17 protein-coding genes are annotated in these 22018 nt (G+C 49.6%); 15 read left to right on the forward strand and 2 right to left on the reverse strand.

Going from position 1 to position 22018, the window contains the following annotated elements; all coding sequences use genetic code 11:
• Window positions 1–30 precede the first annotated feature (30 nt).
• Both IE163_RS08235 and IE163_RS08240 read left to right on the forward strand, forming a co-directional pair.
• Window positions 31–786, forward strand: coding sequence for a hypothetical protein (locus IE163_RS08235; RefSeq protein ID WP_189432122.1), 756 nt, complete (start codon window positions 31–33; stop codon window positions 784–786).
• 52 nt (window positions 787–838) lie between these two features.
• On the forward strand, window positions 839–1738 hold the full coding sequence (locus IE163_RS08240; RefSeq protein ID WP_189432124.1) for an outer membrane beta-barrel protein: 900 nt from the start codon (window positions 839–841) through the stop codon (window positions 1736–1738).
• On the opposite strand, the gene IE163_RS08245 is transcribed toward IE163_RS08240, so the two are convergent.
• Window positions 1718–3073 (reverse strand): S8 family serine peptidase, encoded by a 1356-nt coding sequence (locus IE163_RS08245; RefSeq protein WP_189432125.1) that lies wholly within the window; start codon window positions 3071–3073, stop codon window positions 1718–1720. The two genes, IE163_RS08240 and IE163_RS08245, sit on opposite strands and share 21 nt — an antisense overlap.
• Before the next feature lie 127 nt (window positions 3074–3200).
• Here IE163_RS08245 and IE163_RS08250 point away from each other — a divergent pair, with 127 nt between their 5' ends.
• From IE163_RS08250 to IE163_RS08260, 3 genes are read left to right on the forward strand one after another with little or no spacing between them, the layout of a single operon-like run.
• Window positions 3201–3686, forward strand: coding sequence for an RNA polymerase sigma factor (locus tag IE163_RS08250; protein ID WP_189432127.1), 486 nt, complete (start codon window positions 3201–3203; stop codon window positions 3684–3686).
• On the forward strand, window positions 3683–4423 hold the full coding sequence (locus tag IE163_RS08255; RefSeq protein WP_189432129.1) for an anti-sigma factor family protein: 741 nt from the start codon (window positions 3683–3685) through the stop codon (window positions 4421–4423). Before IE163_RS08250 ends, IE163_RS08255 begins: the two co-directional genes overlap by 4 nt.
• Window positions 4420–4914, forward strand: a complete 495-nt coding sequence (locus IE163_RS08260; RefSeq protein ID WP_189432131.1) for a CC0125/CC1285 family lipoprotein — start codon at window positions 4420–4422, stop codon at window positions 4912–4914. The genes IE163_RS08255 and IE163_RS08260 overlap by 4 nt, the downstream gene beginning before the upstream one ends.
• Window positions 4915–4959: 45 nt before the next feature.
• On the opposite strand, the gene IE163_RS08265 is transcribed toward IE163_RS08260, so the two are convergent.
• Window positions 4960–5874: a matrixin family metalloprotease gene (locus tag IE163_RS08265; RefSeq protein ID WP_189432133.1), complete on the reverse strand. Its 915-nt coding sequence runs from the start codon at window positions 5872–5874 to the stop codon at window positions 4960–4962.
• 208 nt (window positions 5875–6082) lie between these two features.
• Here IE163_RS08265 and IE163_RS08270 point away from each other — a divergent pair, with 208 nt between their 5' ends.
• From IE163_RS08270 to IE163_RS08315, 10 genes are all read left to right on the forward strand, one after another.
• The gene (locus IE163_RS08270) at window positions 6083–6784 is read left to right on the forward strand and encodes a glutathione S-transferase family protein (RefSeq protein WP_189432135.1); all 702 of its coding nucleotides are present in this window, start codon (window positions 6083–6085) and stop codon (window positions 6782–6784) included.
• 40 nt (window positions 6785–6824) lie between these two features.
• Window positions 6825–7163: a YajD family HNH nuclease gene (locus IE163_RS08275; RefSeq protein ID WP_189432137.1), complete on the forward strand. Its 339-nt coding sequence runs from the start codon at window positions 6825–6827 to the stop codon at window positions 7161–7163.
• Window positions 7164–7274: 111 nt separating this feature from the next.
• Window positions 7275–8642 (forward strand): sigma-54-dependent transcriptional regulator, encoded by a 1368-nt coding sequence (locus IE163_RS08280; RefSeq protein ID WP_189432139.1) that lies wholly within the window; start codon window positions 7275–7277, stop codon window positions 8640–8642.
• On the forward strand, window positions 8626–9927 hold the full coding sequence (locus IE163_RS08285) for a sensor histidine kinase (RefSeq protein WP_189432141.1): 1302 nt from the start codon (window positions 8626–8628) through the stop codon (window positions 9925–9927). The genes IE163_RS08280 and IE163_RS08285 overlap by 17 nt, the downstream gene beginning before the upstream one ends.
• Window positions 9928–10103: 176 nt before the next feature.
• Window positions 10104–11351, forward strand: a complete 1248-nt coding sequence (locus tag IE163_RS08290) for an efflux RND transporter periplasmic adaptor subunit (protein ID WP_189432143.1) — start codon at window positions 10104–10106, stop codon at window positions 11349–11351.
• A 53-nt stretch (window positions 11352–11404) separates the two neighbouring features.
• Window positions 11405–12142 carry an ABC transporter ATP-binding protein gene (locus IE163_RS08295; protein WP_189432145.1) on the forward strand — a complete coding sequence of 246 codons (738 nt, stop codon included), beginning with the start codon at window positions 11405–11407 and terminating at the stop codon, window positions 12140–12142.
• Window positions 12143–12272: 130 nt separating this feature from the next.
• Entirely contained in the window at window positions 12273–14750 is a 2478-nt protein-coding gene (locus IE163_RS08300) for an ABC transporter permease (RefSeq protein WP_189432147.1), read from the forward strand.
• 1 nt (window position 14751) lies between these two features.
• Window positions 14752–17235 carry an ABC transporter permease gene (locus IE163_RS08305; protein WP_189432149.1) on the forward strand — a complete coding sequence of 828 codons (2484 nt, stop codon included), beginning with the start codon at window positions 14752–14754 and terminating at the stop codon, window positions 17233–17235.
• Window position 17236: 1 nt separating this feature from the next.
• Window positions 17237–19708, forward strand: a complete 2472-nt coding sequence (locus IE163_RS08310) for an ABC transporter permease (RefSeq protein ID WP_189432151.1) — start codon at window positions 17237–17239, stop codon at window positions 19706–19708.
• A gap of 103 nt (window positions 19709–19811) precedes the next feature.
• Window positions 19812–21896 (forward strand): ABC transporter permease, encoded by a 2085-nt coding sequence (locus IE163_RS08315; RefSeq protein WP_189432153.1) that lies wholly within the window; start codon window positions 19812–19814, stop codon window positions 21894–21896.
• Window positions 21897–22018 lie beyond the last annotated feature (122 nt).

Below are 22018 nucleotides of genomic sequence, written 5' to 3' on the forward strand. Positions count from 1 at the left end.
TGTCAATCACGACAAAACGAGGAGACGATCATGAATAAATTACTTACCCCAACATTAATTGCCTTAGCATGTTTCTCTGCTTTTAGTACTGCAGCTGACATAGTCGTTTCAGCAAATAATACCGGCAGCACTCAGTTAAGTATCAGTCAACACGCTCAAGCTGGGGCAACAGCCGGCAGTACTCAACAAGCTCAAACTCGGGCAACCGCAGGCAGTAATCAACAAGCACAGGCGACAACAGCAAATCCCGCAGCAAGGATAGTTGCAACTGAAACTACAAATGAAAATAACCTGGAAACAGAAAATACAGCTGAAAATGAGGCAACCACTGATACCCTAGCCGCGAACATGCCTGAAAGCGCATTAGGCAGTAATCTTAGTGGCACTGGCTCAGCAGCTATTGAGCTCGTCAGCAACCTGGGCAATAACGATTCATCGTTACTTGCCACTATCGCTGTCATCACTGACCATACCTTGGTGTCAGCTAACAACCAAACAACTACAGCACCCTTGGCAGTGGTTGCCAGCAATACTGAGCTTGCTAGTGTGGTTAGCAGCAGTACAGCAAATAACCTAATGTCAGCGAGTGCAGCAACCAGCAACCAACTCTCCGCCGCTTTAAGCTCTAATACCGTCAATGCTCTACCACAACAAGTGATGAGTAGTGCTAGTCAAACGGTACAGCAAAACACTAATGCTGCAATTTCGCAAAACGTGACTCAAGCCGTAAACGCCCAAGTCACTAATACTGTGCGCAACACGATCAATTTATCCACCGCTCTATAAGCCTTACTAAGCGCCGTCTATGCGGCGCTTATGTTTATTCAGGAGAAATAAGATGGCTATCTTTCAACGCGTTTTGCTAACAACCTCAGTATTGATGGCTGCATTTAGCAGCGGGCAAAGCATTGGTAGTGACAAAATCGCCTTTACTGGCAAAGCCAGAATTGGCAGTGAATACCAGTCAAATGTGAATATTAACGCAATAGAACAAGCAAGTGGCCAGTCAGACAGTGCGATGTTACTTGAAGCTGAGTTAACAACGAGCTGGCAAGCAACCCCCCAACTTAGGCTTGATGCCGGTTATAGCATCCTGGATAAGAACTATCGACAGGCCAATGATTTTAATACCCGTCTACAGTTAGCTTATCTTGACGGTAGTTATATGCTGGGTAAGCATACAATTGGTGCTAATTTCTATCACGCCAATGCCCAGTTAAACAAAGTAGATTTTCTCAGACTTAATCAAGCCAGCTTATACAGCCTGTTACACTGCGGCGATACCTGGTTTATCAGACCCGCACTCACTTTTGCGGAAAAAACCTTTGCCTCCATCCATGAGCGCGATGCCAACACGTTCAGCGCTAGCACTGATGCGTTTTGGTTCTCTGGATCCGGTATGCGTTTTCTCTCTATGGGATTAGTATGGGAAGACGAAAGCACTCAGGATCCTACTTTCAGTTACCGGGCACCAGGTTTAAGAGTTAAACTATCCAACCGCTTTACGCGTTGGCAATTTGCGCAACAACTTCAAGTCGGTGCAAAGGTAAGTCAGCGAGACTATCAAACTACACAACGCTCTGATACTCATACTGTTATTGACGCCAGTTGGCAACTTAATTTAAACCCTCAGTTTGCAATAATCGGTAAAATGGAGCATGGCGATTTCAGTTCCACCTTAGACAGGGCGGATTACCGTGAAACGCGCACCGCCTTGCTACTCCAATTCGAATTTTAGCGGCGACGTGATTAATCCATATCCAAACTGCTGATCCTTACCTTGCTTGCCCAAATCGCGGGCTTGCGCTATCAAAGCCAGGCGCAGCTCTGCCAACGTTAATTCAGGTTGTTGCGCCCGCAGACAGGCGGCCGCAGCAGTTACCACTGGCGTTGCAATCGAGGTACCACTTTGCAGAGCAACCTCTCCATCTGCTCTCAATGCAGCAACTTTCACCCCATGTGCTGCAAAATCTATATAGTCACCCTGATTAGCCCAACGATACAGCTGCAATTGCTCATCTACCGCAGTCACAGCCAGCACATCGTTGTATGCTGCTGGGAATAATGGCGACGCGGCAGGGCCACCATTTCCCGCCGCGGCGACCAGTATTATCTGCTTAAGTGCTAATTGCTGCACTATTGCCGCTAACACCGGATTATCTGGCCCGGTTAGACTCATATTAATAATCTTCACCTCTTGGCCTGCGAGCCAATCCAGCGCCAGAATAATATGAGAAAGGGTCGCAGATTGCTGATAAAGATTACTTGGGTAAAAAGCACTGGCACTAAATAAATTTAGCTGCGGTAACAAAGGCGCAACCTGATGCTGACCAGCCAAAACACCTGCAATAGCAGTACCATGAGCCAAGCTTTGCGCCACATCTTCGGGTAAAAAGTTACGCTGCAGAATCGTTAAATGCCCTGTCTGCTGTTGCAATGCCGGATGATCCAGCGCAATAGCCGTATCTATCATACCTAATGTCACGGGCCACTGGCACATAGGCGCAGTATTTATGGTTGATGCTCCCAGCTCCGACATCATCGATACTTGCGGTTGATAAAGATGGTTCCTGCCCGCAAAGATGGCCAATTGGGCAGTTAACTTGGTTTGTAATGCACTGGCTGAATCAAGTTCTACTGGCACTTTTATTTTAATCAATGACAAACCAAGAGACGCTAGTTTATCTTCGGATTGAACCATGCTTGGCAGCACAGGCCAATCTGAAACTAACTGCTGCCACTCGCCAACACTGACTAATAGCAGCCACTCTCGCTCTATAGCACGAAATCCCTGTTCCACTTCAACTTCGCGCCAGCGCAGTTGCCCAGTGTTGCTAAGCACTTCTAAGGTTTGAGGTAGTATGGTTAAAGGATCAGCTAAGTTAGCTTTTTCAGCCAGCTTCTCTGATAACTGTTGTTGTAACGCCCTCTGCTGTAATTGCTCTGTTGTGCGTTTCAAAGGTTCAGTAACCTGTGGCAATACGCTTGGTAGCGGATCTGTGGGTATTACCTGGCCAAGCCCCTGCTGCATCATGTTTAACATGATAATACCCAAGATAAGACACTGTTTCATAAAATTTCTTGCAACCTATAATTTTTGATACAACATTTAACGGCTCAGTAGAAAAAAAATTCCGTTAAGGCTGGAATAACTTTTACCGCTGAGCCGTTATTAGGTTAAAGAGGAGTATAACCTAACTATGAAAGCAGAACTAAAACTACTATTACCCGCTTTACGCCGCTTTGCATATTCGTTGACAGGCAGCATGGCTGATGCCGATGATTTATTACAAAATACCATATTGCGCTTGCTGGACACACCTCCGGCTGAGGGCATACCGCTGCCACAATGGGCCTTTAAAATTTGTCGTAACCTTTGGATAGATGACTACCGAGCTCAAAAAGTTCGATTACAAGCAGCCAATAAGCCCGAGCTGCGACATGAAAATATTAGTGATGGTGAACAAGATATGCTTAACAACATTCATCTTTCTGAGGTGAATACCGCCATGAATACGCTGCCAGACGAGCAACGCGAGGTGTTATCACTGATTGCGGTGCAAGGGTTAAGTTACCAAGAAGCAGCCAAGATACTGGCTATACCTGCTGGCACCATTATGAGTCGCTTGGCTCGGGCAAGAGCAGCAATGGTTAACGCTTTACAAAACAAAGGGAGCTGGGCATGAATATCCCTGATAACAGGAAAATTTCTGATGAAATGTTGTCTGCTTTTTTAGATGCAGCGTTAGCTGAGCATGAAATGGAGCAGATTAGACAACAATTACTAGAAGACGAGCAGCTCACTCAACGGCTTGCTGATTTAGCTCTGGTCGATAGCTTAGTAGCACAACACTATCAGCACATTGACCAAAAACCTATGCCAATATCAGTAATGCAACTCCTGAACGATAACGACAGCAGCAATGTAGTAACCTTCCCATGGTGGCGTCGCGTACAGCAGCAGTTTCAACAACATGCTGCAGCAGTTGCATGTATTGCCGTCTTTGCTGGCTATGGTTTAGCTCAGTTAAATGATAAACCGCAGACGACCATAGCAACCCTAAATCAGGATGTAATGCAACTCTTAAACAGCGCGCAAAGTGGCAATACTTATGCCACGGCAGCACAGCAACTTATACCGCAGTTAAGTTTTGTCAATCAACAAGGCGATTTTTGCCGTCACTACACGCTACGCACTAGCAACCTTCAGTCCGAGAATATTGCCTGTCGCAAGCAAGGTGAATGGTTGATAGAAGCCTCACTGTTAACAAGCTTGAATCCTGATGCCGGCCAATATCAAACAGCTTCGGGCGGGCATCCGCTGGACAGTATTTTAGATCTGCTAATGGCAGGCCCAGCGCTTAGTCTTGAGGCTGAACAAGAGTATTTAACGAACATTAAAGAGAGTCGAGGTGTAAAATGAAACAGCTTAAACAACTGACGGAGCTTCTCATCATACTCGCTACTCTGTTACTTTCGGCCTGTAGCAGCCAACCTGATTACCGGCCAGCAAAAGGAAACGGCTATGGTTACAGCGAGCTGCAAATTAGTCAAAACTATTACCGGGTAACTTTTAAAGCGCGCGGTGATGAGCGAGGTAAAGCCAGAGCTTATGCACTGCGCCGTGCAGCAGAACTAACCGCCGAGCAAGGATATGATTGGTTTGTGGTGGTAGATAAAGAGACGATCGCTGAACGTGATCGCACTAGTGATAACCGCTTAGGCGCCAGTTACCAACAAACCACTGTAAAGGACTGTTCACTGCTAGGTTGTCGCAATCGCACTGTAACACAACCACACTATGAGGTAGGTATTCACGCGGCTGGTCGAGATCAGATTGAATCAGTATTAGAAATCCGTTTAGGTAAAGGCGTAATGCCAGAGGGAACAAATAGCTATCCAGCTAACTATTAGGGGTAGTATTATTAGTAGCGTTTCTCAAAAGATATTAAGGCTTACTCAGAAGCCACACTGCTGTTTAAGCGCGTTAACATCTTCTGCGATTAAACCTTTTTGCTGTGGGTTAAGTGAATAGTGCATCAAAGCAGTACTGTTATTAGTATGCCCCAACCCCATAGCATGACCAAATTCGTGCGCTATCGTCAGTTGTAATGCAGGAAGGGTACTGTAAGCAAAAATAGTCATGCTGCGCTTACCATTAGTAATTGCCATTAAGCCTACCTCGGCCGTGTTTGGCGGCGGCTGATCTTGCAATAAGGCATTACGATCTGTCAGGGTGTCATTCAGATATTGGTATTGCCGCTGTAATTGCGCCTGCTGCGCGTTTAATTGCTCTGCTTGTTGTCGAAGCTGCTGTTCGCGCTGTTGTAGCTGCCGCTGTTGCTGCTGCAATGCAGTAACATTTTGTGATTTAGCAGCCGCTTGCTGTTGGAAGCTAGCAATATCAGCAGCAAACTGCTGGTTTTGTTGTTCAAACTCACGATGTTGCTGCTGTAACCGCTCACTCTGCTGCGCCAAGGTTTCAGCACGACGTTCGATGTTACTGTCATAGCGCTGAATATTACGTTGTAATAAAGCTTGTTGCAGCATCCTTTGCTGGCGCTCATCATAACGAAAATTTATCGGAAAACCGTTGCGACTGTTATAGCGAAATAACTCCATGCCAAGCGCAGTATTCCACTGGGCGGCTGCATCATAAGCCGCCTGTTCAGCTTGCTCTGCGGTTAAAGCAAAAGCCGGGTCCAATTCGCCAATACGCCAGAGCACCGGGATTTGGCACAGCTGCTGTTGCAACGCTTGCTCTGCGCTCTGTTTCAGCACCTGGTGCACTGGCCCCTTACCGCTAGACCAGGCCGACAGCAAAAAATAACTTCCTAAGAGCAGCAAGGCAATAAAAAGCAATCTGGCGAGCATGCACCCTCCTGCGGTTGACAGCAGTCGCAACCTTATAACAAACTTGGCTTAAACGAAGTAAAACGGAGTATAGCGCTAATAAAGTGCTAAATATAACGCCCATCACCGTTATTTCTTTTGCTAAAAAGCAGGATCCTGGCATAAGCAACAGCGCTTGAACCGCTGTGCCAAGCAGCGTAAGCTCTTACCGATTATTAAGGAGCGCCACATGTACCAGCTATTTATCGCCAATAAAAACTACTCCTCCTGGTCGCTTAGACCCTGGTTATTATTAAAACAGCTAAATATTCCCTTTGTAGAGCAACTGCAGCAGTTTCAGGTTGATAACTATGCGACCTTTCGCCAATTTTCACCCACTGCAAAGGTGCCCTGTTTACATGATGGTAAGACCGTCGTTTGGGAATCTTTGGCAATAATAGAGTATCTGGCTGAACGCCATACCGGGGTTTGGCCCACCGATGCAACCGCTCGCAATTATGCCCGCTGCGCAGCCAGTGAAATGCACGCAGGTTTTAGTACCCTGCGTAATGTCTGTACTATGAACTGTGGGGTGCGAGCGCAATTAACCAATCCACCGCCAGCATTGGCCGAGGAACTGGCACGATTAGATGAGCTCTGGCAGCAAGGTTTAACGCAATTTGGTGGACCTTTTTTGGCTGGGGCAGCCTTTAGTGCAGTCGATGCCTTTTTTGCGCCAGTCGCCTTTCGGGTGCAAAGTTATCAGTTAGCATTAACTGAGCCAAGTTTGACCTATGTACAACAATTGTTGGCACTGCCAGCTATGCAAGATTGGTATCAGGCGGCATTAGCAGAGAGCTGGCGTGAGCCTAGTCACGAGGCAGAAATTGGCTTATACAGTAAGGTAATAGCAGATCACCGGCAGCCTGTAGCCTCTTCTAAAAACGACTAATTAGCATCCATTAAAAAACACTATCGCAGAGTAAAGCACTATGAACAAAGCTCAAAGCGGCGCCCAGGCCTACCAGCAACAAGAACAAGGCTATCGCGACAAGGCATTAAAAATGTATCCCTGGGTGTGTGGCCGCTGTGCCCGCGAATTTGTGCATTCCAATTTGCGTGAACTGACGGTACATCATATTGATCACAATCACAGCAACAACCCGGCAGATGGCAGCAACTGGGAGCTGTTGTGTATTTATTGTCATGACAATGAGCACAACAAATTCCACGAATTTGTGCTCTATGGTGGCACTACCGAACAAAAAGTGGCGCCCGCTACCCATAATCCGTTTGCCGATCTTAAAGCCTTGTTAAATAAACCCAAGTAGCAGCTACCTCTCTTTTGAGAAAATACCAGGATGTTGCTGCATTATGTGGGTTCACTTGAGCTTGGCAGCAACAGCGCATAAGATGCAGCTTCATTTGTGCAAGGAATAGCGATGGCGCAGCAACATATCTTAATCATTGAAGATAATCGGGATATTCGGTTATCTGCCCGTTTTATTTTGGAAGATGCCGGTTTTACGCTAAGTGAAGCAGAAAACCCGGTGCAGGCCATGGCCTGGTTGGCCGAGAGCAAAGCCGATCTATTGCTGCTGGATATGAATTATGATCGCGACACCACCTCTGGCGCCGAAGGACTGCGCTTTCTACAGTGGTATACCCAACAAGGCTTCGACGGCCCGGTGGTAGCAATGACCGCCTGGTCAAATACCGCCTTGGTAGTGAATGCAATGCAAGCGGGTGCCGGTGATTTTATTGAGAAACCTTGGCAAAACCAGCGTCTGCTGCAAGTGATCCATCAGCAATTAAAGCTGGCCGCCCTGCAACAGCATAATCAGCAATTAACGGCTGCGTTAAGTCATAGCGACGACAACTTAGTATGGCAAAGCCCGCAGATGCAGCGCCTTATCGAACAATTAAAAGCGGTCGCCAACAGTGATGCCAATATTTTGCTTACCGGTGAAAACGGTACTGGCAAAAGTCAGTTAGCGCAGTTTATTCATCGCCATTCGGCCCGCGCCAAGGCGCCGTTGATTAGTGTGAATATGGGCGCAATCCCCGAAAGCTTGTTTGAAAGCGAAATGTTCGGCCATAAAAAAGGCGCTTTTACCGATGCCAAAGAGCCTCGCATTGGTCGTTTTGCCCTGGCGCATGGCGGCTCGCTGTTTTTAGACGAAATCGCCAACCTACCACTGGCGCAACAGGCCAAGCTACTGCGGGTGTTAGAAAGCGGTCAATATGAAGTGCTTGGCTCCAGTAGCACTGAGCAAAGTGATGTGCGTTTAATCAGTGCCAGCAATGGCAATTTTAGTCAGTTGCTAGAACAGGGTTTGTTTCGACAAGATCTGTACTATCGCCTTAATACGTTAGAATTCAGAGTACCGGCACTGCGGGAGCGGCCTGCCGATATTCTGCCTTTATCGCAGTTTTTTCTGGAAAAACATGGCTGCCGCTATCATAAAACTAAACTGGGATTGTTAAAAGAAGCTGAAGCCTTGCTGCTGAACTATCCCTGGCCTGGCAATATCCGTGAGTTAAGCCACGTAATAGAGCGTGCAGTGCTGTTATGTCAGCGCAGCCAAATTAGCGCTGATGATTTAACCCTACCACGCCAGCAAAAAGTTAGCACGAACACGCAAAGCGACGCCTCGCTGCCGATGCTAACGCTGGAGCAAGCAGAGCGGCAGCTGATCCTGCAAGCGTTGGCGCATTGTTTGGGCAATAAACAAAAAAGTGCTGACTTGCTCGGGATTACCAAGTCCTCATTATATCGGCGGTTAGAGAAATATGGCCTGGCCGACTAGCGGTATAAACCGCTCGCTAGAGGCCAGCTCGCTCTGGCAATGCCTGTTGCTATCGGGCTGTTTAATCAGCCTGACAGCCATAGTCAGTATCTATTGGCCACTATGGTGGCTCTGGCTTGTGCTCTGGCCAGCGGTGCTGTGGTTAAATCAACGGCAATGGCAAAACCGTACCCGCATGTTGTCGGCCTTTAGCCGGGCCAGTGTGCAGTTAGAAGCACTGCAAAATCAAGATTATAGCTTGCAAGCCAAAGCCGCTTACCGCTGCGGTATTGCTGCCACCTTTCAAAATCAGTTATTACAATTAAGCGAACAACTGCAGCAACGCAAAAGCTTCTTTGATGAGCAACAGTTTCTGCTGTATCGCTTAATTGATCAGTTAAATACGCCTATTTTGGTGTTTAACCATAAGCAGCAACTTAGCTACGCCAACAACGAATTTACGGCTTTATTCGGTCGCCCATGGCAAAGCCTGCGCCATACCTCGGCCAGTCAGCTTGGCCTGGAGGCACTACCGCACTGGCATTTTGCTGATAGCAAGCGGGATAAACAGTGGCAAATTCGCCATAGTCGTTTTTTAGATCAGGGTGAGCGGCATCAACTATTGATCTTTATTAATATCAAGGCGGCGTTAAGAGCCAACGAGCTGCAAGCCTGGCAACAATTGATCCGGGTGCTAAGCCATGAGATCCGTAATTCTTTAACGCCAGTCCTGGCGCTGTCGGAGCATTTAAAAAACAAAGTAACTGGCGCGCGGGAGCAAGAGGCGCTGGAGCTGATAAACCAGCGCAGTCGTCACTTGCAGGATTTTGTTAGCCGCTACAGTGAACTCAGCAAACCGCTCAGTGTTCAGCTGCAGTCGGTTAGTGTGCAGCAACTACAAGCCGATTTACAACTGCTGTTTCAGCAGCATCAGTTGCAGGTGTCAAACGCCAGCTTCAGCTTTAATACCGATGCCATGTTGCTGCAGCAGGTGCTGATTAATCTGATTAAAAATGCCCTGGAAGCCGGTAGTCCACCTGGCACTGTGGCGCTACGTTTTCGGCAAGTCAGCAGCCCTTTACCGGGAACTAATGCTCAAAGCACCGAAATCTGCGTACTGGATCAAGGGCAAGGCATCAGCAACCCGCAGGATCTATTTGTGCCGTTTTACAGCACCAAACCTGATGGTCAGGGTATAGGACTCGCGTTGTGCCGACATATTATTGAGCAATTAGCAGGCGAGCTAACCCTAAGCAACCGTGATGACGGCCTTATTGGTGCCTGTGCCCGCATCGTTTTACCATAACCCCTGATACCCTTTTTAAGTCCGATTTCGGAATTTACCGTCCGAAATCGGACGAATAACCGCCCCTTGCTAGCCTATAAAATAATAACCATTAAAAATCAAAAACTTAAAAACGGCACAGCCTTTGCTTTACTCAAGTCAATCTCGCACTTTCAGGCTAAAGCAGCATCGTCATTATGGATATAAAAAAAACTAAATCTGCTAAACGTTGGCAAAAGCCGCTACTGCTGTTGGCGGTATTAGCCAGCGCCGGGCTTATTGCTACCCTACTCGCCTCACCCGGCCATTTGCATAAAATAGAGCGCTCCCGCTTACTGCTGGCGCAGGTACAACAAGGCGATTTACAAATCAGCGTCGATGGCTATGGCGTGCTGCGCTCTGATAAGCAAACTCTGCTTACCGCCCTGACGAGTGCGACAGTACAACAAGTGCTGCTGCGACCCGGCGCACAAGTGACCGAAGACAGCATTATTCTGCAGTTAAGTAATCCCGAATTATTACAAGAGGTGGAGGCCGCTGCGATGGCACTGGCGCAGGAAGAAGCTAACTTAAAACGTCAGCGACTGGCCAATCAACGCGAACGTTTAGCAGAATTATCGATTCAAGCTGAGCTGGATGCCAACCTGCAAATGGTTGCGCTAAGACGTAATGCTGAGCAGCAACTGGTTGAAAGTGGTGTCGTCTCATCGCTAACCTATCAAACGACGGTACTACAACAACAGCAAATGCAGCAGCGACTGGACTTACAACAACAGCGGCTGGGACAGCTGAGCGAAGTCATTGCGCAATCTGAAATTATTCAGCAAGAGCAAATTAATCAGGCCCGGGCCCGTTACCTGACAATGCAACAACGGGCTGAGCGTTTAACCGTGCGTGCCGGTATGACGGGTGTCTTACAGCGGCTACCGGTCGAGTTGGGGCAGAGTGTCGCAGCTGGACAGGAGTTAGCTTTGGTGGGCAGTGACAAAGATTTATTGGCACTGGTACGGGTATCGCAATCCCGGGCTGAGCAGCTACAGGTAGGCCAGTTAGCGCAAATAAATACCCGCCGCGAGCGGGTAGCCGCCGTGGTAACCCGTATTACGCCGGAAGTACGGGAAGGCACTATTGAAGTTGAACTGGCCTTTACTGAAGGTGTACCCGCCTCTGCTCGGCCAGAACTCAATATTGATGCACAAATTTTCACCGCCCATTTAGCAAACACCCTTTATCTGGAACGACCTGTTAATAGTCAAAGCCATAGCACCAGCCGCATCTTTAAAATAACCGACGATGGTCGCAGCTTATCGGCTATTTCTTTACAGTTCGGTGAAGATGCAGGCCGTTTTATCCAAGTTACCAGTGGTGCTAACTTAGGCGATACCTTTGTCTTGTCTGATATGGCGACTTATCGTGATGCAGAGCGTATCCAGTTGCTGCAGTAACCCCCGCGGCATCAGCAAAGCACTATAAATATAATTAAAAATAAGGATTTATAATGAAACAACAAAAAATCTGCATGCAAGGCATTACCAAAGTATTTGCCACTGATGAAATGGAAACCCATGCCTTGCGCGGTATTGATCTGGAGATCTTTGCTGGTGACTTCGTGTCCATTTGTGGCCCGTCCGGTTGTGGTAAATCTACCTTGCTGTCTTTGCTGGGGTTACTGGATATGCCTACCCAAGGCAGTTACCAGATTGAAGGTCAGGAAGTCAGTGGTTTAAGCCTTAGCGAAGCAGCTTATATCCGCAATGAAAAAATTGGCTTTATTTTTCAGTCTTTTAATTTAATAGACGAGCTAACGGTATTTGACAATATTGCCCTGCCGCTACGCTACCGGCGTAATGCTGTGCCCAAAGCCGAGCTGGAAGCACGGGTGATGGCCTGTTTAAAAACGGTTGATATGACACATCGCGCCGGCCATCGCCCAAACCAGCTTTCCGGTGGTCAACAGCAACGTATTGCGATCGCCCGCGCCCTGGTTGGCAGCCCTGCCCTGCTGCTGGTGGATGAGCCCACCGGTAACCTCGATTCCAAAAACGGCGATGCGGTAATGGATATGCTAAGCGAGCTCAACAGCAACGGCACCACCCTCTGTATGGTAACGCACGATCCGCGTTACGCCGATATGGCCAGCCGCAAATTGCACTTACTCGATGGCCGCATTCTGGATGCCGAGGGTACGCCATTAACACAGCCGGAAACGCTATTGCGTCAGGTAGCTGGCCAGTAAATGCTGCTGCAAAGTTACTGGTTGTTATTGGTCATCACCGTACTGCAACCACTATGCCTGCTCGTGCTTACTGTACTGATTTCACTGTTTGAAAACAGTAACAGTGCCGGCTCAGAATAAGGATATTGATATGTTCAATCTGCAAGATTTATCGACTGCGCTGTATGCTCTGAGCAAAGCCAAGGGCTACGCCGCCACTGTTGTGCTAACGCTGGGCCTGACGCTGGGCACATTAATTGCCATGTTTAACCTGAACTACCAGATTTTGGCCGCACCGCTGCCGTATGCCGATGAAGAGCAATTGGTAGTGGGCAGCACGGCTTGGCTGGATAAAGATGGCAGCGTGATGTATCAACGCATTATGCCCCAGACCATGCTGCAACTTTACACTAAACCATCAGATAAACTCAGCGATCAAGCACTGTTTGGTTATTCATTTGTCAGTATGACACTGCGTGATCTACCGGATACACCACAAATTCAGATTGGCTATACCACGCCGGGTTTTATGCGAATGTACCAGATGCCATTATTGCTTGGTCGCGCTTTTGCCGATGCTGAAGAAATAGGTAGCCATAATGCAGTCGCAGTGCTGAGTGAGAAAATATGGCGCAAACACTATAACGCCGATCCGGCTATGCTGGGACGCAGGATCCGCATTGGCAACGTTGATTTTACCGTGGTTGGCATTGCTGCCGCCGCTTTCAGCGAACCGCGCTTTATCGGCCCATCGCGCACTAACGATGTCTGGCTGCCGTGGGATTTTAATCCGGTCAGTCAACAATCCGCCAACTCTATCAATGGCTGGCACTTTTATCTGGCCAAGCTAAAACATGAGGCAGATCGATTGGCGTTTGAGCAAGAGTTACGGCCGCAAATCAATCATCTGTTTCAAGAATCGATAGAAGGTTTACCGAGCCAGACTGGCCGCAGCGTGCAGTTTAATGCCGAGCCATTACGGTTACTACTTAAAGGCGACAGCAGCAGCCGCACGCTGTGGATGCTGGCAGGGAGTTTAATGCTGCTGTTGATTGCCGCGGCAAATATTACCAATCTGCTGTTATCGCGTGCCGCAAAACAGCAACGCAGCATGAGTATTCAGGCGGCGTTGGGAGCACAGCGCCATCATTTGCTCAGCCAGACTTTCGCCGAACTAACTTGGTTGATGTTGGCAGCACTGTTGTTGGCACAGCTTGTTGCGGAAGCGGCTTATGCTTTGCTGCAAGCCTATGCCGCCAACACCCTGCCCAGGCTGTTTGAACTGGGTTTTGATTGGCCCGTGTTGCTGTTCTCCCTGCTAGCCACCCTACTGCTGGCACTGCTATTCGCTTTATTGATCAGCCGACAAATTAATTACCGCGCATTGCAACAGAGCCTGCAAAGCAGCGGCAAAGGTAGTGGTGTGCAAATCAGCAACCGCACCCGTCAGTTGCTGATTGCTACCCAAAGTGCCTTGGCGGCATTACTGCTGGTCTGCAGTGCCCAGGTGTTACTGCAGTCCTTAACGCAGTTACGCCAGCAAGTTGGCTTTAGCAGCGAACAACGCTATCAAATCACGATAGATGACACCGCTCCCACATCTGACAGCAACCAACCAAGAGAGCAGCGACAGGCCGCCCAGCGTCAACGCAAAGAAGAGCTTATGCAGGTGCGTGATTTAGTGCGGCAACATCCAGCTGTACAGCAAGCTTCGGTAAGTAACTACCCGCCCATATCGTTTGACGGCGTCTATGGCTCGGCTACATATGTGCCTGATCTGGATAACCCCACCCGTATTCTCGCCAGCCGGGTTGCCACCACCGATCAGTATTTTTTACCGCTATTTGATATCCCATTGCTACAAGGTCGAAACTTTACCGCACAGGAAGTAGCAACTCAGGCTTTGGTGGTGATTGTCAATCAGGCCTTTGCCCAAAAACTGCGACCCGATGGTGATGTAATCGGTCAACGCCTGTATTCACAAGGTGGGGTTTTGACCTATGAAATTATTGGCGTCAGCGCCAACCATAATCTGCCAGACGAATGGTCGGCCGAAGAGCCCAACCGCAGTTATTTACCGCGTAACCTGATTAGCGGTACCAGCTTACTTTTACAGCTAAAACCCGGCATGCAACTGGATAAAACGGCGTTAAATCAGCTGATGTCCCAAGTTTCCGCTCATTTTCGTACCGCCGAGATCTATAGCATCGAAGATAATGTCACCAGGGTACTAATGAGCAACTATCTGGCCGCGGCGGTAACCACAGCACTGGTTGTTTTAAGCTTCCTGCTGGCTGCCATTGGCATTTATGGTGTGCTCAGCTACAGCGCGCAACTGCGCCGCTTTGAACTGGGCGTACGGATGGCGATTGGCGCTAGGCCAGTTACTATTTTACGGCAGTTACTCGGCGAGAATCTGAAACCCGTGCTGGCCGGTTTAGCACTGGCGGCCATGCTACTAATAGCGCTGTGGTTAGGCTTGCAGCAAACAACCTTGATGGTTGAACTGTCGGTCGGCGGTTTTGCCCTGCCACTGGCGCTGATAGTGCTGCTCACCGTGCTGACCTCGCTGCTTTCCGTCTGGGGCATTATCCGCAAACCTGCTATTTATGCGTTACAGGGCCAATAACATGCTGACTATCAAAGATTTCTCTACTGCGCTTTACGGGCTAAGCAAAGCCAAAGGTTACGCCGCCACCGTCATTGTCACCTTGGGTGTGACCTTAGGTGCATTAGTCGCGATGTTTAACCTGAATTACCAAATTATTGCCGCGCCTCTGCCGTATCAGGAAGCAGACAAACTACTGGTCGGCAGTGCGCGCTGGCTTGATCGCAACGGTCAGGTGCTCAGTGAGCGCACTCTACCGCAAGTCATGTTACAAATGTACCACCAACCTTCGACAAGCCTGACCGATCATGGCTTGTTTGCCTATGCCGGTACCTATACTTTACGTGATTTGCCCGATGCCCCATTGGCAGACATTGCGTATACCACGCCAGGGTTTATGCGGATGTATCAGATGCCGATTTTGCAAGGCCGTGCCTTTGACAACACCGAAGAACTTGACAGTCAGCTGGCGGTCGCGGTGATCAGTGAACAGTTTTGGCGTGCGCATTATCAGGCCGATCCGGCCATGTTAGAACGGCAAATTATTGTCGATGATCGGCAGTTTCGCGTCGTCGGCATCGCTGGCGCTGAGTTTAAACAACCCGACTTTTATGGACCGTTGATGGGGGCGGTTGATGTCTGGCTGCCACTGGATTTTGACCGCCCGTTGCATTCCATACCTGCCCGTAGCGGCTCACCCTTCCTGTTTTATCTGGCAAAACTGGCCGACCCCACACAGCGCCAGCAGTTTGAACAGGAGATGCGACCGCAAATTGCCAGCCGTTGGTTGGAAACCAGTGCCGATACGCCCAGCGTGGCGGGGCGTCAGGTGATTTTTCAGGCACACAGCTTGCGCGACTTCCTGGCCAACGACGACACGCAAACGCTGTTTATGCTGGCAGGCGCTTTGGTGCTGCTGCTGATTGCGGCCACCAATGTGACCAATCTGTTGTTGTCACGTGCAGTAAAACAACAACGCAGTTTGTGTATTCAGGCGGCGCTGGGAGCGCAACATAAGCATTTGTTTGCACAGGTGTTGGCAGAGCTCAGCTGTTTGATGTTCGCGGCGATGCTATTGGCTTTAGGGGTCGCCGAAGGCGTCAGTATGCTGCTGCACCGCTATAGTAGTGATCTGATCCCGCTTTATATCCAATTGGGCTTTGGCTGGAGCAGCCTGGCATTTGCCATCGTCGGCAGCCTGCTGCTGACGCTGGCGTTTGCTGCGCTGATTAGCCGGCGCATCAATATGCAGGCGCTGCAGCAAACACTGCAAAGTAGTGGCAAAGGCAGTGGTGTGCAGGTCAGCCAGCGCGCCCGTCAGTTGTTGATTGGCGCGCAAGTAATGTTCGCCGCCATCTTGCTGGTCTGCAGTGCGCAGGTGTTGCTGCAGAGCATAAGCCAGATTAACAAGCCGGTCGGCTTTGCATCCGAAGACCGTTTTCAGGTGTATACCGAAGATACCACGCCATATCCGGCTGCCAACTTGTCGGCGGCGGAACAAGACGCCATTCACCGCGGACGTAAAGATCAGATGATGCAGGTCCGCGATCTGTTACAACAACACCCGGCGATTGCCATGGCGGCCTTTGCCAACGGGGCGCCGGCGTCTTTTTATGGCCCCTCCGGCGATCGGCTGATGGTGCTGGTATCCCCTGATAACCCAAACCAATTGCTCGACGCCCGCATCACGCATACCGATCAATATTTTATGGCACTGTTTAACATCGATTTATTGGCAGGCCGTGGCTTTACTGCACAAGAAGTCAGCAGCCGGGCGCCAGTAGTGGTGATCAGTGAAACCCTCGCCAGAGCGTTATCGCCCGATGGCCAGGTGCTTGGCCAGTTTCTGCATAGCCAAGGTAACCAGCCGCCAGCGGAAATTATTGGCATCGCTGCCGATTGGTACGCGGCGGACAGTGAACTGGCTAAACCCGAAAAATACCGGGTTTACAGCACGCTGAACCCGGTGTTTGGCCGCAGTTTACTGCTGCAGGTAAAGCCCGGTCAGCAGATCGACAAAAGCGCGATTAACGCAGCGCTGACCTCGGTGTCACCGAATTACCGGGTCAATAGGATCGTCAGTATTGCTGACAATATGACCCGTTTGCAGTATGACAATTATCTTGCACTGAGCATCACCAGCGCCCTGGTGCTGCTGAGCTTTGTGCTGGCGGCCATAGGTATCTATGGCGTGCTGAGCTACAGCGTGCAACTGCGTCGCTTTGAGCTGGGTGTGCGGATGGCGATTGGCGCCAGGCCGGCGACGATTTTACGCCAGTTACTCGGCGAGAACCTGAAACCTGTGCTGGCCGGTTTAGTATTGGCAGCCCTGGCATTAGCTGCATTGTGGCTGGGTCTGCAACACACCAGCCTGATGGTTGAACTGTCAGCCGGTGGCTTCTCCCTGCCACTGCTACTGATTGTGCTGCTCACAGTGCTGACATCTTTGTTATCAGTCTGGGGCATTATCCGCAAACCGGCTATTTATGCATTGCAGGGTCAGTAACATGTTTACTATCAAAGATTTTTCAACCGCGTTTTATGCGCTAAGCAAAGCCAAAGGTTATGCACTGACCGTGATCCTGACGCTGGGCTTAACGCTTGGCACCTTAGTCGCCATGTTTAACCTAAATTACCAGATCCTGGCGGCGCCGCTGCCTTATCCGGATGACGAGCACCTGGTGGTAGGTAGTGCCAGTTGGTTAGCAAAAGATGGTTCAGTGCTGTTTCAACGGGTGCTGCCGAACTCGACTTTTCCGGTCTACCAGCAGCCATCCGACAAACTCAGCGACCATGCGCTGTATGGTTATTCTTTTACCGACATGACATTGCGCGATTTACCGCACAGCCCGGTGATCCAGGTGGCTTATGCCACCTCAGGGTTTATGCGGATGTACCAGATGCCCATGTTGCACGGCCGCGCTTTTAGTCAGGATGAAGATACCGGCAGCCATCAGCCTGTCGCGGTGCTATCTGAACAGCTCTGGCGCAGTCAATACAATAGCGAACCGGCCGTGGTAGGCCGCACGGTGCGAATTGGTGAGCAGGATTATAAAGTCATTGGCATCGCATCAGCCTTGTTTACCGAGCCAAGGCTGGTTGGCCCCTCCCGTCATACGGATGTGTGGCTACCCTGGGATTTTAACCCGGTCGTACCGCGGGACAGAACTTCGGTTAGTGGCTGGCAGTTTTATCTGGCCAAGCTGAAAAGCCCGGATTTACGACAGGCTTTTGCGCAGGAATTAACAGCACTGGTGGACAACAGTTATCAGGATGCAGCACTATCCAATCAGTCTGGCCGCAGCCTGGTATTCAATGCAGAACCGCTGCGGCAGATATTGCATGGCGACAGCGGTAACCGCACCTTGTGGATGCTGGCCGGCAGTATGTTGTTACTGTTGATTGCCGCCACCAACATTATGAACCTGCTGTTCTCCCGTGCCGCCCGTCAGCAGCGTGCTATGAGCATTCAAGTCGCTTTAGGGGCGCAACGGCGGCATATTCTAGGGTCCATTCTGGCAGAGCTGAGCTGGCTGCTGCTGGGCGCTCTATTGCTGGCTTTTCTGGTGGCAGAGGCCGCCTACGCCCTGCTACGCGAATACGCCGCTGATTCACTGCCCGGCATCGCTGCGCTGGGGTTGGACTGGCCGGTGTTGCTGTTTGCGTTATTGAGTTGTCTGTTGCTGGGGCTTTGCTTTGCCCAACTGATTAATACGCAAATTAACTACAGAGCCATCCAGCAAAACCTGCAAAGCAGTGGCAAAGGCAGCGGCGTACAAATCAGCCGCCGCAGCCGTCAGTTGTTGATTGGTGCCCAGGTCATGCTGGCCGCCATGCTGCTGGTTTGTTGTCTGCAGGTGTTGCTGCAGGCGCTGGTCCAGCTACGCCAGGACGTAGGGTTTGCCAGCCGGGACCGCTATCAAATCACCATTGATGATGCCACGCCAGCACCTGCTGCCGGTTTACCGGCAGAGCAGCGATTTGCCTTGCTGCGCCAGCGCACCACGGAACTGATGCAGGTGCGCGATATTCTGCTACAGCATCCTGCAGTTGAAGCGGCCAGCGTGACCAACTACCCGCCGGTATCTTTTGATGGACTCTTTGGCATTTTAAACGCGGTGGCCGATCCGGCAGAACCGAGCCAGGCCTTGATCAGCCGCTACACCAGCACTGATCAGCACTATTTCCCAATGTTTGCGATCCCGTTATTGCAAGGCCGCAACTTTACCGCGCAGGAAGTCAGCACCCAGTCGCTGGTAGTGATCATCAATCAGACGTTTGCCGAAAAACTGCGCCCCGATGGCCAAGTGTTAGGGCTACGGCTGCATAACCCAACGGGTAGCCAAAGTTATGAAATCATCGGCGTCAGCGCCAATCATCAGCTGCCAGATGCATGGTCTGCGATCGAACCCAATCGCAGTTACATGCCACGCAGTGTGAGTGGTAGCGCCAGTTTAGTGCTGCAATTAAAACCCGGTATGTCTATCGACAAAACAGTGATCAATCAAGCCATGACACAGGTTTCGCCGCAATTTAAAGCCGCTGCTATGCATAGCATGGCTGACAATATTGACCGCGTGCTGCTGCGTAATTATTTGGCCGCCGCCGTCACCAGTGCCTTGGTGGTGCTGAGTTTTGTTTTGGCCGCCATCGGCATCTACGGTGTTCTAAGCTACAACGTGCAACTGCGCCGCTTTGAGCTAGGGGTAAGGATGGCAATAGGTGCGCGGCCTGCCACTATTTTACGCCAACTACTGGGCGAGAATCTAAAACCGGTTGGTGCAGGTTTAGCGCTGGCAGCATTGCTGCTGGTGGCACTGTGGCTAGCTCTGCAACACAGCACGCTTAGCATTGCACTGTCAGCCGGCGGCTTTGCGCTGCCACTTGTCTTAATAGTGCTGCTCACCGTGCTCACCTCACTCCTATCGGTTTGGGGCATTATCCGCAAACCGGCTATTTATGCATTGCAGGGCCAATAACATGCTAACTATAAAAAAATTTTCTAATGCGCTTTATTGGTTGTGACAAAGTGGGCAGTCTGCTGTTAAAGATAAAGGGTTTGTCAGCACTGTGGTGCTAACGATGGGGATAACCACTGCCGGTTTTCTTATCGTCTTGACACTAGGCTATTTTTTGCTATTTAAGCCCTTACCCTATGCAGAGCAGGACAAGCTTTACCTGATAGACTACCAGCGTTGGGATCAACACAAGGTGTTGCAGTCAGCGGCTATTTTGCACCCCGCCGCAGAGCATTTATATCAGCAACTGCAACAATCTGCACAAGACACCGCCAGTCAACAGGCTTTGCTGTACTTTACCAATGAAGTTTTAGCATCTGAGCCAGCCCAACCCCGTTTAGCCAATGCTTACGTCACGCCTGAACTGGCCGAACTACTTAGCATAAAGATGGCGGTGGGCAACTGGTTTGGCCATGATTATCGACCAGGAAGTTTTAATACCGGTGCGGTGATCAGCTATCAGGCATGGCAGCAATTATTTCAACAACGGCATGACATTTTAACGCTTCGGCTCAATGTTAATGGCGTAAGCCACCCTATTATAGGCGTGTTAGATAAAGCCTTTGTTGCTCCCCAATTGACAGAAATCGGACAGGAACCCCAGCTCTGGTTGCCATGGGACTACAATAATTCACCATTTCAAGGTAGTTGGTGGCTAACCGATGATAAAATCTTTCTTCTGCTCAAACTAGAACAAAGCCGTTTGCAAAAACTTAGCACAGAGCTGACACCGATAGTCAATGAATACTATCAGCAACATATTATAGCTCATGATAATTTCAGAAACTGGCAAGTCGTGCTAGAAGGCCGCCCGTTACGAGATGCTCTGATAGCTGACAATGAAAAAACACTGTTGTTACTGGTACTGGGAGCCGCTGGCTTGCTTCTGCTCGCCTTGCTGCTTTCTGGTCTGGCAGTTCGCAGTATTAACTATCGCCAGCTAAGCCATGCGTTGCAGGGAAGTGGTAAAGGTACGGATGTACAAGTCTCACCGGCCATCAGAAAAAGCTTGGTTGTGGCTCAGGTAAGCATTGCCACCCTGCTGATTTTTTTCAGTGCCCTACTGGTACAAGATAGCATCGCTAAATTGAACCGCTCACTAGGCTTTGACAGCCAGCATATTTTACAAATCGAATTTGATATTGCCACTTTGGACTGGCAAGGCTGGGATCACTATGCTCCTCAGGTGGCAGGGCTGGGGGAGCAACTGCGTTTACGGCCAGACGTAGAGCAGTTAAGCTTTGCATACAGCCCGCTAGCGGATCTATACCAGCTAGCAATAACCGATATGGCGAATGATCGCCGTTACTATCCCTGGCATAGAAATGTTGATCACCATTACTTCTCCGTAGTTGGTCAAAGATTGTTATTCGGTAATACTTTTACCCGCGACGATCTTGGTAGTGATAAAGTGGTGATTATTGATCAAGCCTTTGCCGAATTGCTAACCGGTGCTGATATCGCTAAAGCCATTGGTCAGAGTTTAAAGATGGACGCAGCAACCGCCCCCATGACAGTAATTGGCGTAGTGGAAAACCTGCAACTGCCCGGCAAACATATCGCGCCACCACGCTTTTACCTTCCCAACTATGGCACTGCATTATGGATGTTGGTCAAGCTAAAACCAGATACTGAACTGAACAGGGAAAGTATGATTGAACTGCTACATAGCTTAAATCCACAGTTCATTCTTACCCGCTTTAATCTGCTGGATACCAGTATTGCCCAAGCAAACTTTCCCCATCGGGTCAGACTGATCGCCGCTATTAGCTTAGCGCTGTTTACGATCTTTTTAGCCTGTATCGGACTCTTTGGCATTATGCATTACAGCGTACAGATACGCTCGATTGAATTCAGTATCAAACTGGCTGTAGGTGCTCAGTACCACCATATTGTGAAAGACTCGATACGAGAATATCTAACAATGCTGATACTCGGTATTGGCTTGGCGACATTAATTGCTCTGACAAGCTTGGTTATCTTTTATGATTGGCTGATACCTTACCTGAGCTGGCACAGCTTGCTGCTATACGCGGTAACGTTACTGATCATCCTGGTAACCCTGACACTGTCAAACCTAATGCCTTTACGTAGCTTTAGGACTATAAGCATTAGTAATAAGCTAAGAGGACTGTATGAAACCAGCTGAAGACTATTTGAAGCACCTGGTTTCCAAGCCGAGCAGATCCCAAAATGAGGCTAAATCGCCTGACCACCACGGCGACTTCGTTAGAGCTATCAGCAATACGTGAAGCTATGCGAGGTACATAA

This window comes from Alishewanella longhuensis (genome assembly GCF_014653435.1).
Taxonomy (GTDB): Bacteria; Pseudomonadota; Gammaproteobacteria; order Enterobacterales; family Alteromonadaceae; genus Alishewanella; species Alishewanella longhuensis.

Bases quoted from the DNA above. Each gene is read 5' to 3' on its own strand.
- IE163_RS08245 (WP_189432125.1), bottom strand. From the start codon at position 3,073: ATGAAACAGTGTCTTATCTTGGGTATTATCATGTTAAACATGATGCAG.
- IE163_RS08285 (WP_189432141.1), top strand. From the start codon at position 8,626: ATGGCCTGGCCGACTAGCGGTATAAACCGCTCGCTAGAGGCCAGCTCG.
- IE163_RS08295 (WP_189432145.1), top strand. From the start codon at position 11,405: ATGAAACAACAAAAAATCTGCATGCAAGGCATTACCAAAGTATTTGCC.
- IE163_RS08240 (WP_189432124.1), top strand. From the start codon at position 839: ATGGCTATCTTTCAACGCGTTTTGCTAACAACCTCAGTATTGATGGCT.
- IE163_RS08255 (WP_189432129.1), top strand. From the start codon at position 3,683: ATGAATATCCCTGATAACAGGAAAATTTCTGATGAAATGTTGTCTGCT.
- IE163_RS08310 (WP_189432151.1), top strand. From the start codon at position 17,237: ATGTTTACTATCAAAGATTTTTCAACCGCGTTTTATGCGCTAAGCAAA.
- IE163_RS08305 (WP_189432149.1), top strand. From the start codon at position 14,752: ATGCTGACTATCAAAGATTTCTCTACTGCGCTTTACGGGCTAAGCAAA.
- IE163_RS08250 (WP_189432127.1), top strand. From the start codon at position 3,201: ATGAAAGCAGAACTAAAACTACTATTACCCGCTTTACGCCGCTTTGCA.
- IE163_RS08315 (WP_189432153.1), top strand. From the start codon at position 19,812: ATGGGGATAACCACTGCCGGTTTTCTTATCGTCTTGACACTAGGCTAT.
- IE163_RS08280 (WP_189432139.1), top strand. From the start codon at position 7,275: ATGGCGCAGCAACATATCTTAATCATTGAAGATAATCGGGATATTCGG.
- IE163_RS08290 (WP_189432143.1), top strand. From the start codon at position 10,104: ATGGATATAAAAAAAACTAAATCTGCTAAACGTTGGCAAAAGCCGCTA.
- IE163_RS08265 (WP_189432133.1), bottom strand. From the start codon at position 5,874: ATGCTCGCCAGATTGCTTTTTATTGCCTTGCTGCTCTTAGGAAGTTAT.
- IE163_RS08270 (WP_189432135.1), top strand. From the start codon at position 6,083: ATGTACCAGCTATTTATCGCCAATAAAAACTACTCCTCCTGGTCGCTT.
- IE163_RS08260 (WP_189432131.1), top strand. From the start codon at position 4,420: ATGAAACAGCTTAAACAACTGACGGAGCTTCTCATCATACTCGCTACT.
- IE163_RS08275 (WP_189432137.1), top strand. From the start codon at position 6,825: ATGAACAAAGCTCAAAGCGGCGCCCAGGCCTACCAGCAACAAGAACAA.
- IE163_RS08235 (WP_189432122.1), top strand. From the start codon at position 31: ATGAATAAATTACTTACCCCAACATTAATTGCCTTAGCATGTTTCTCT.
- IE163_RS08300 (WP_189432147.1), top strand. From the start codon at position 12,273: ATGTTCAATCTGCAAGATTTATCGACTGCGCTGTATGCTCTGAGCAAA.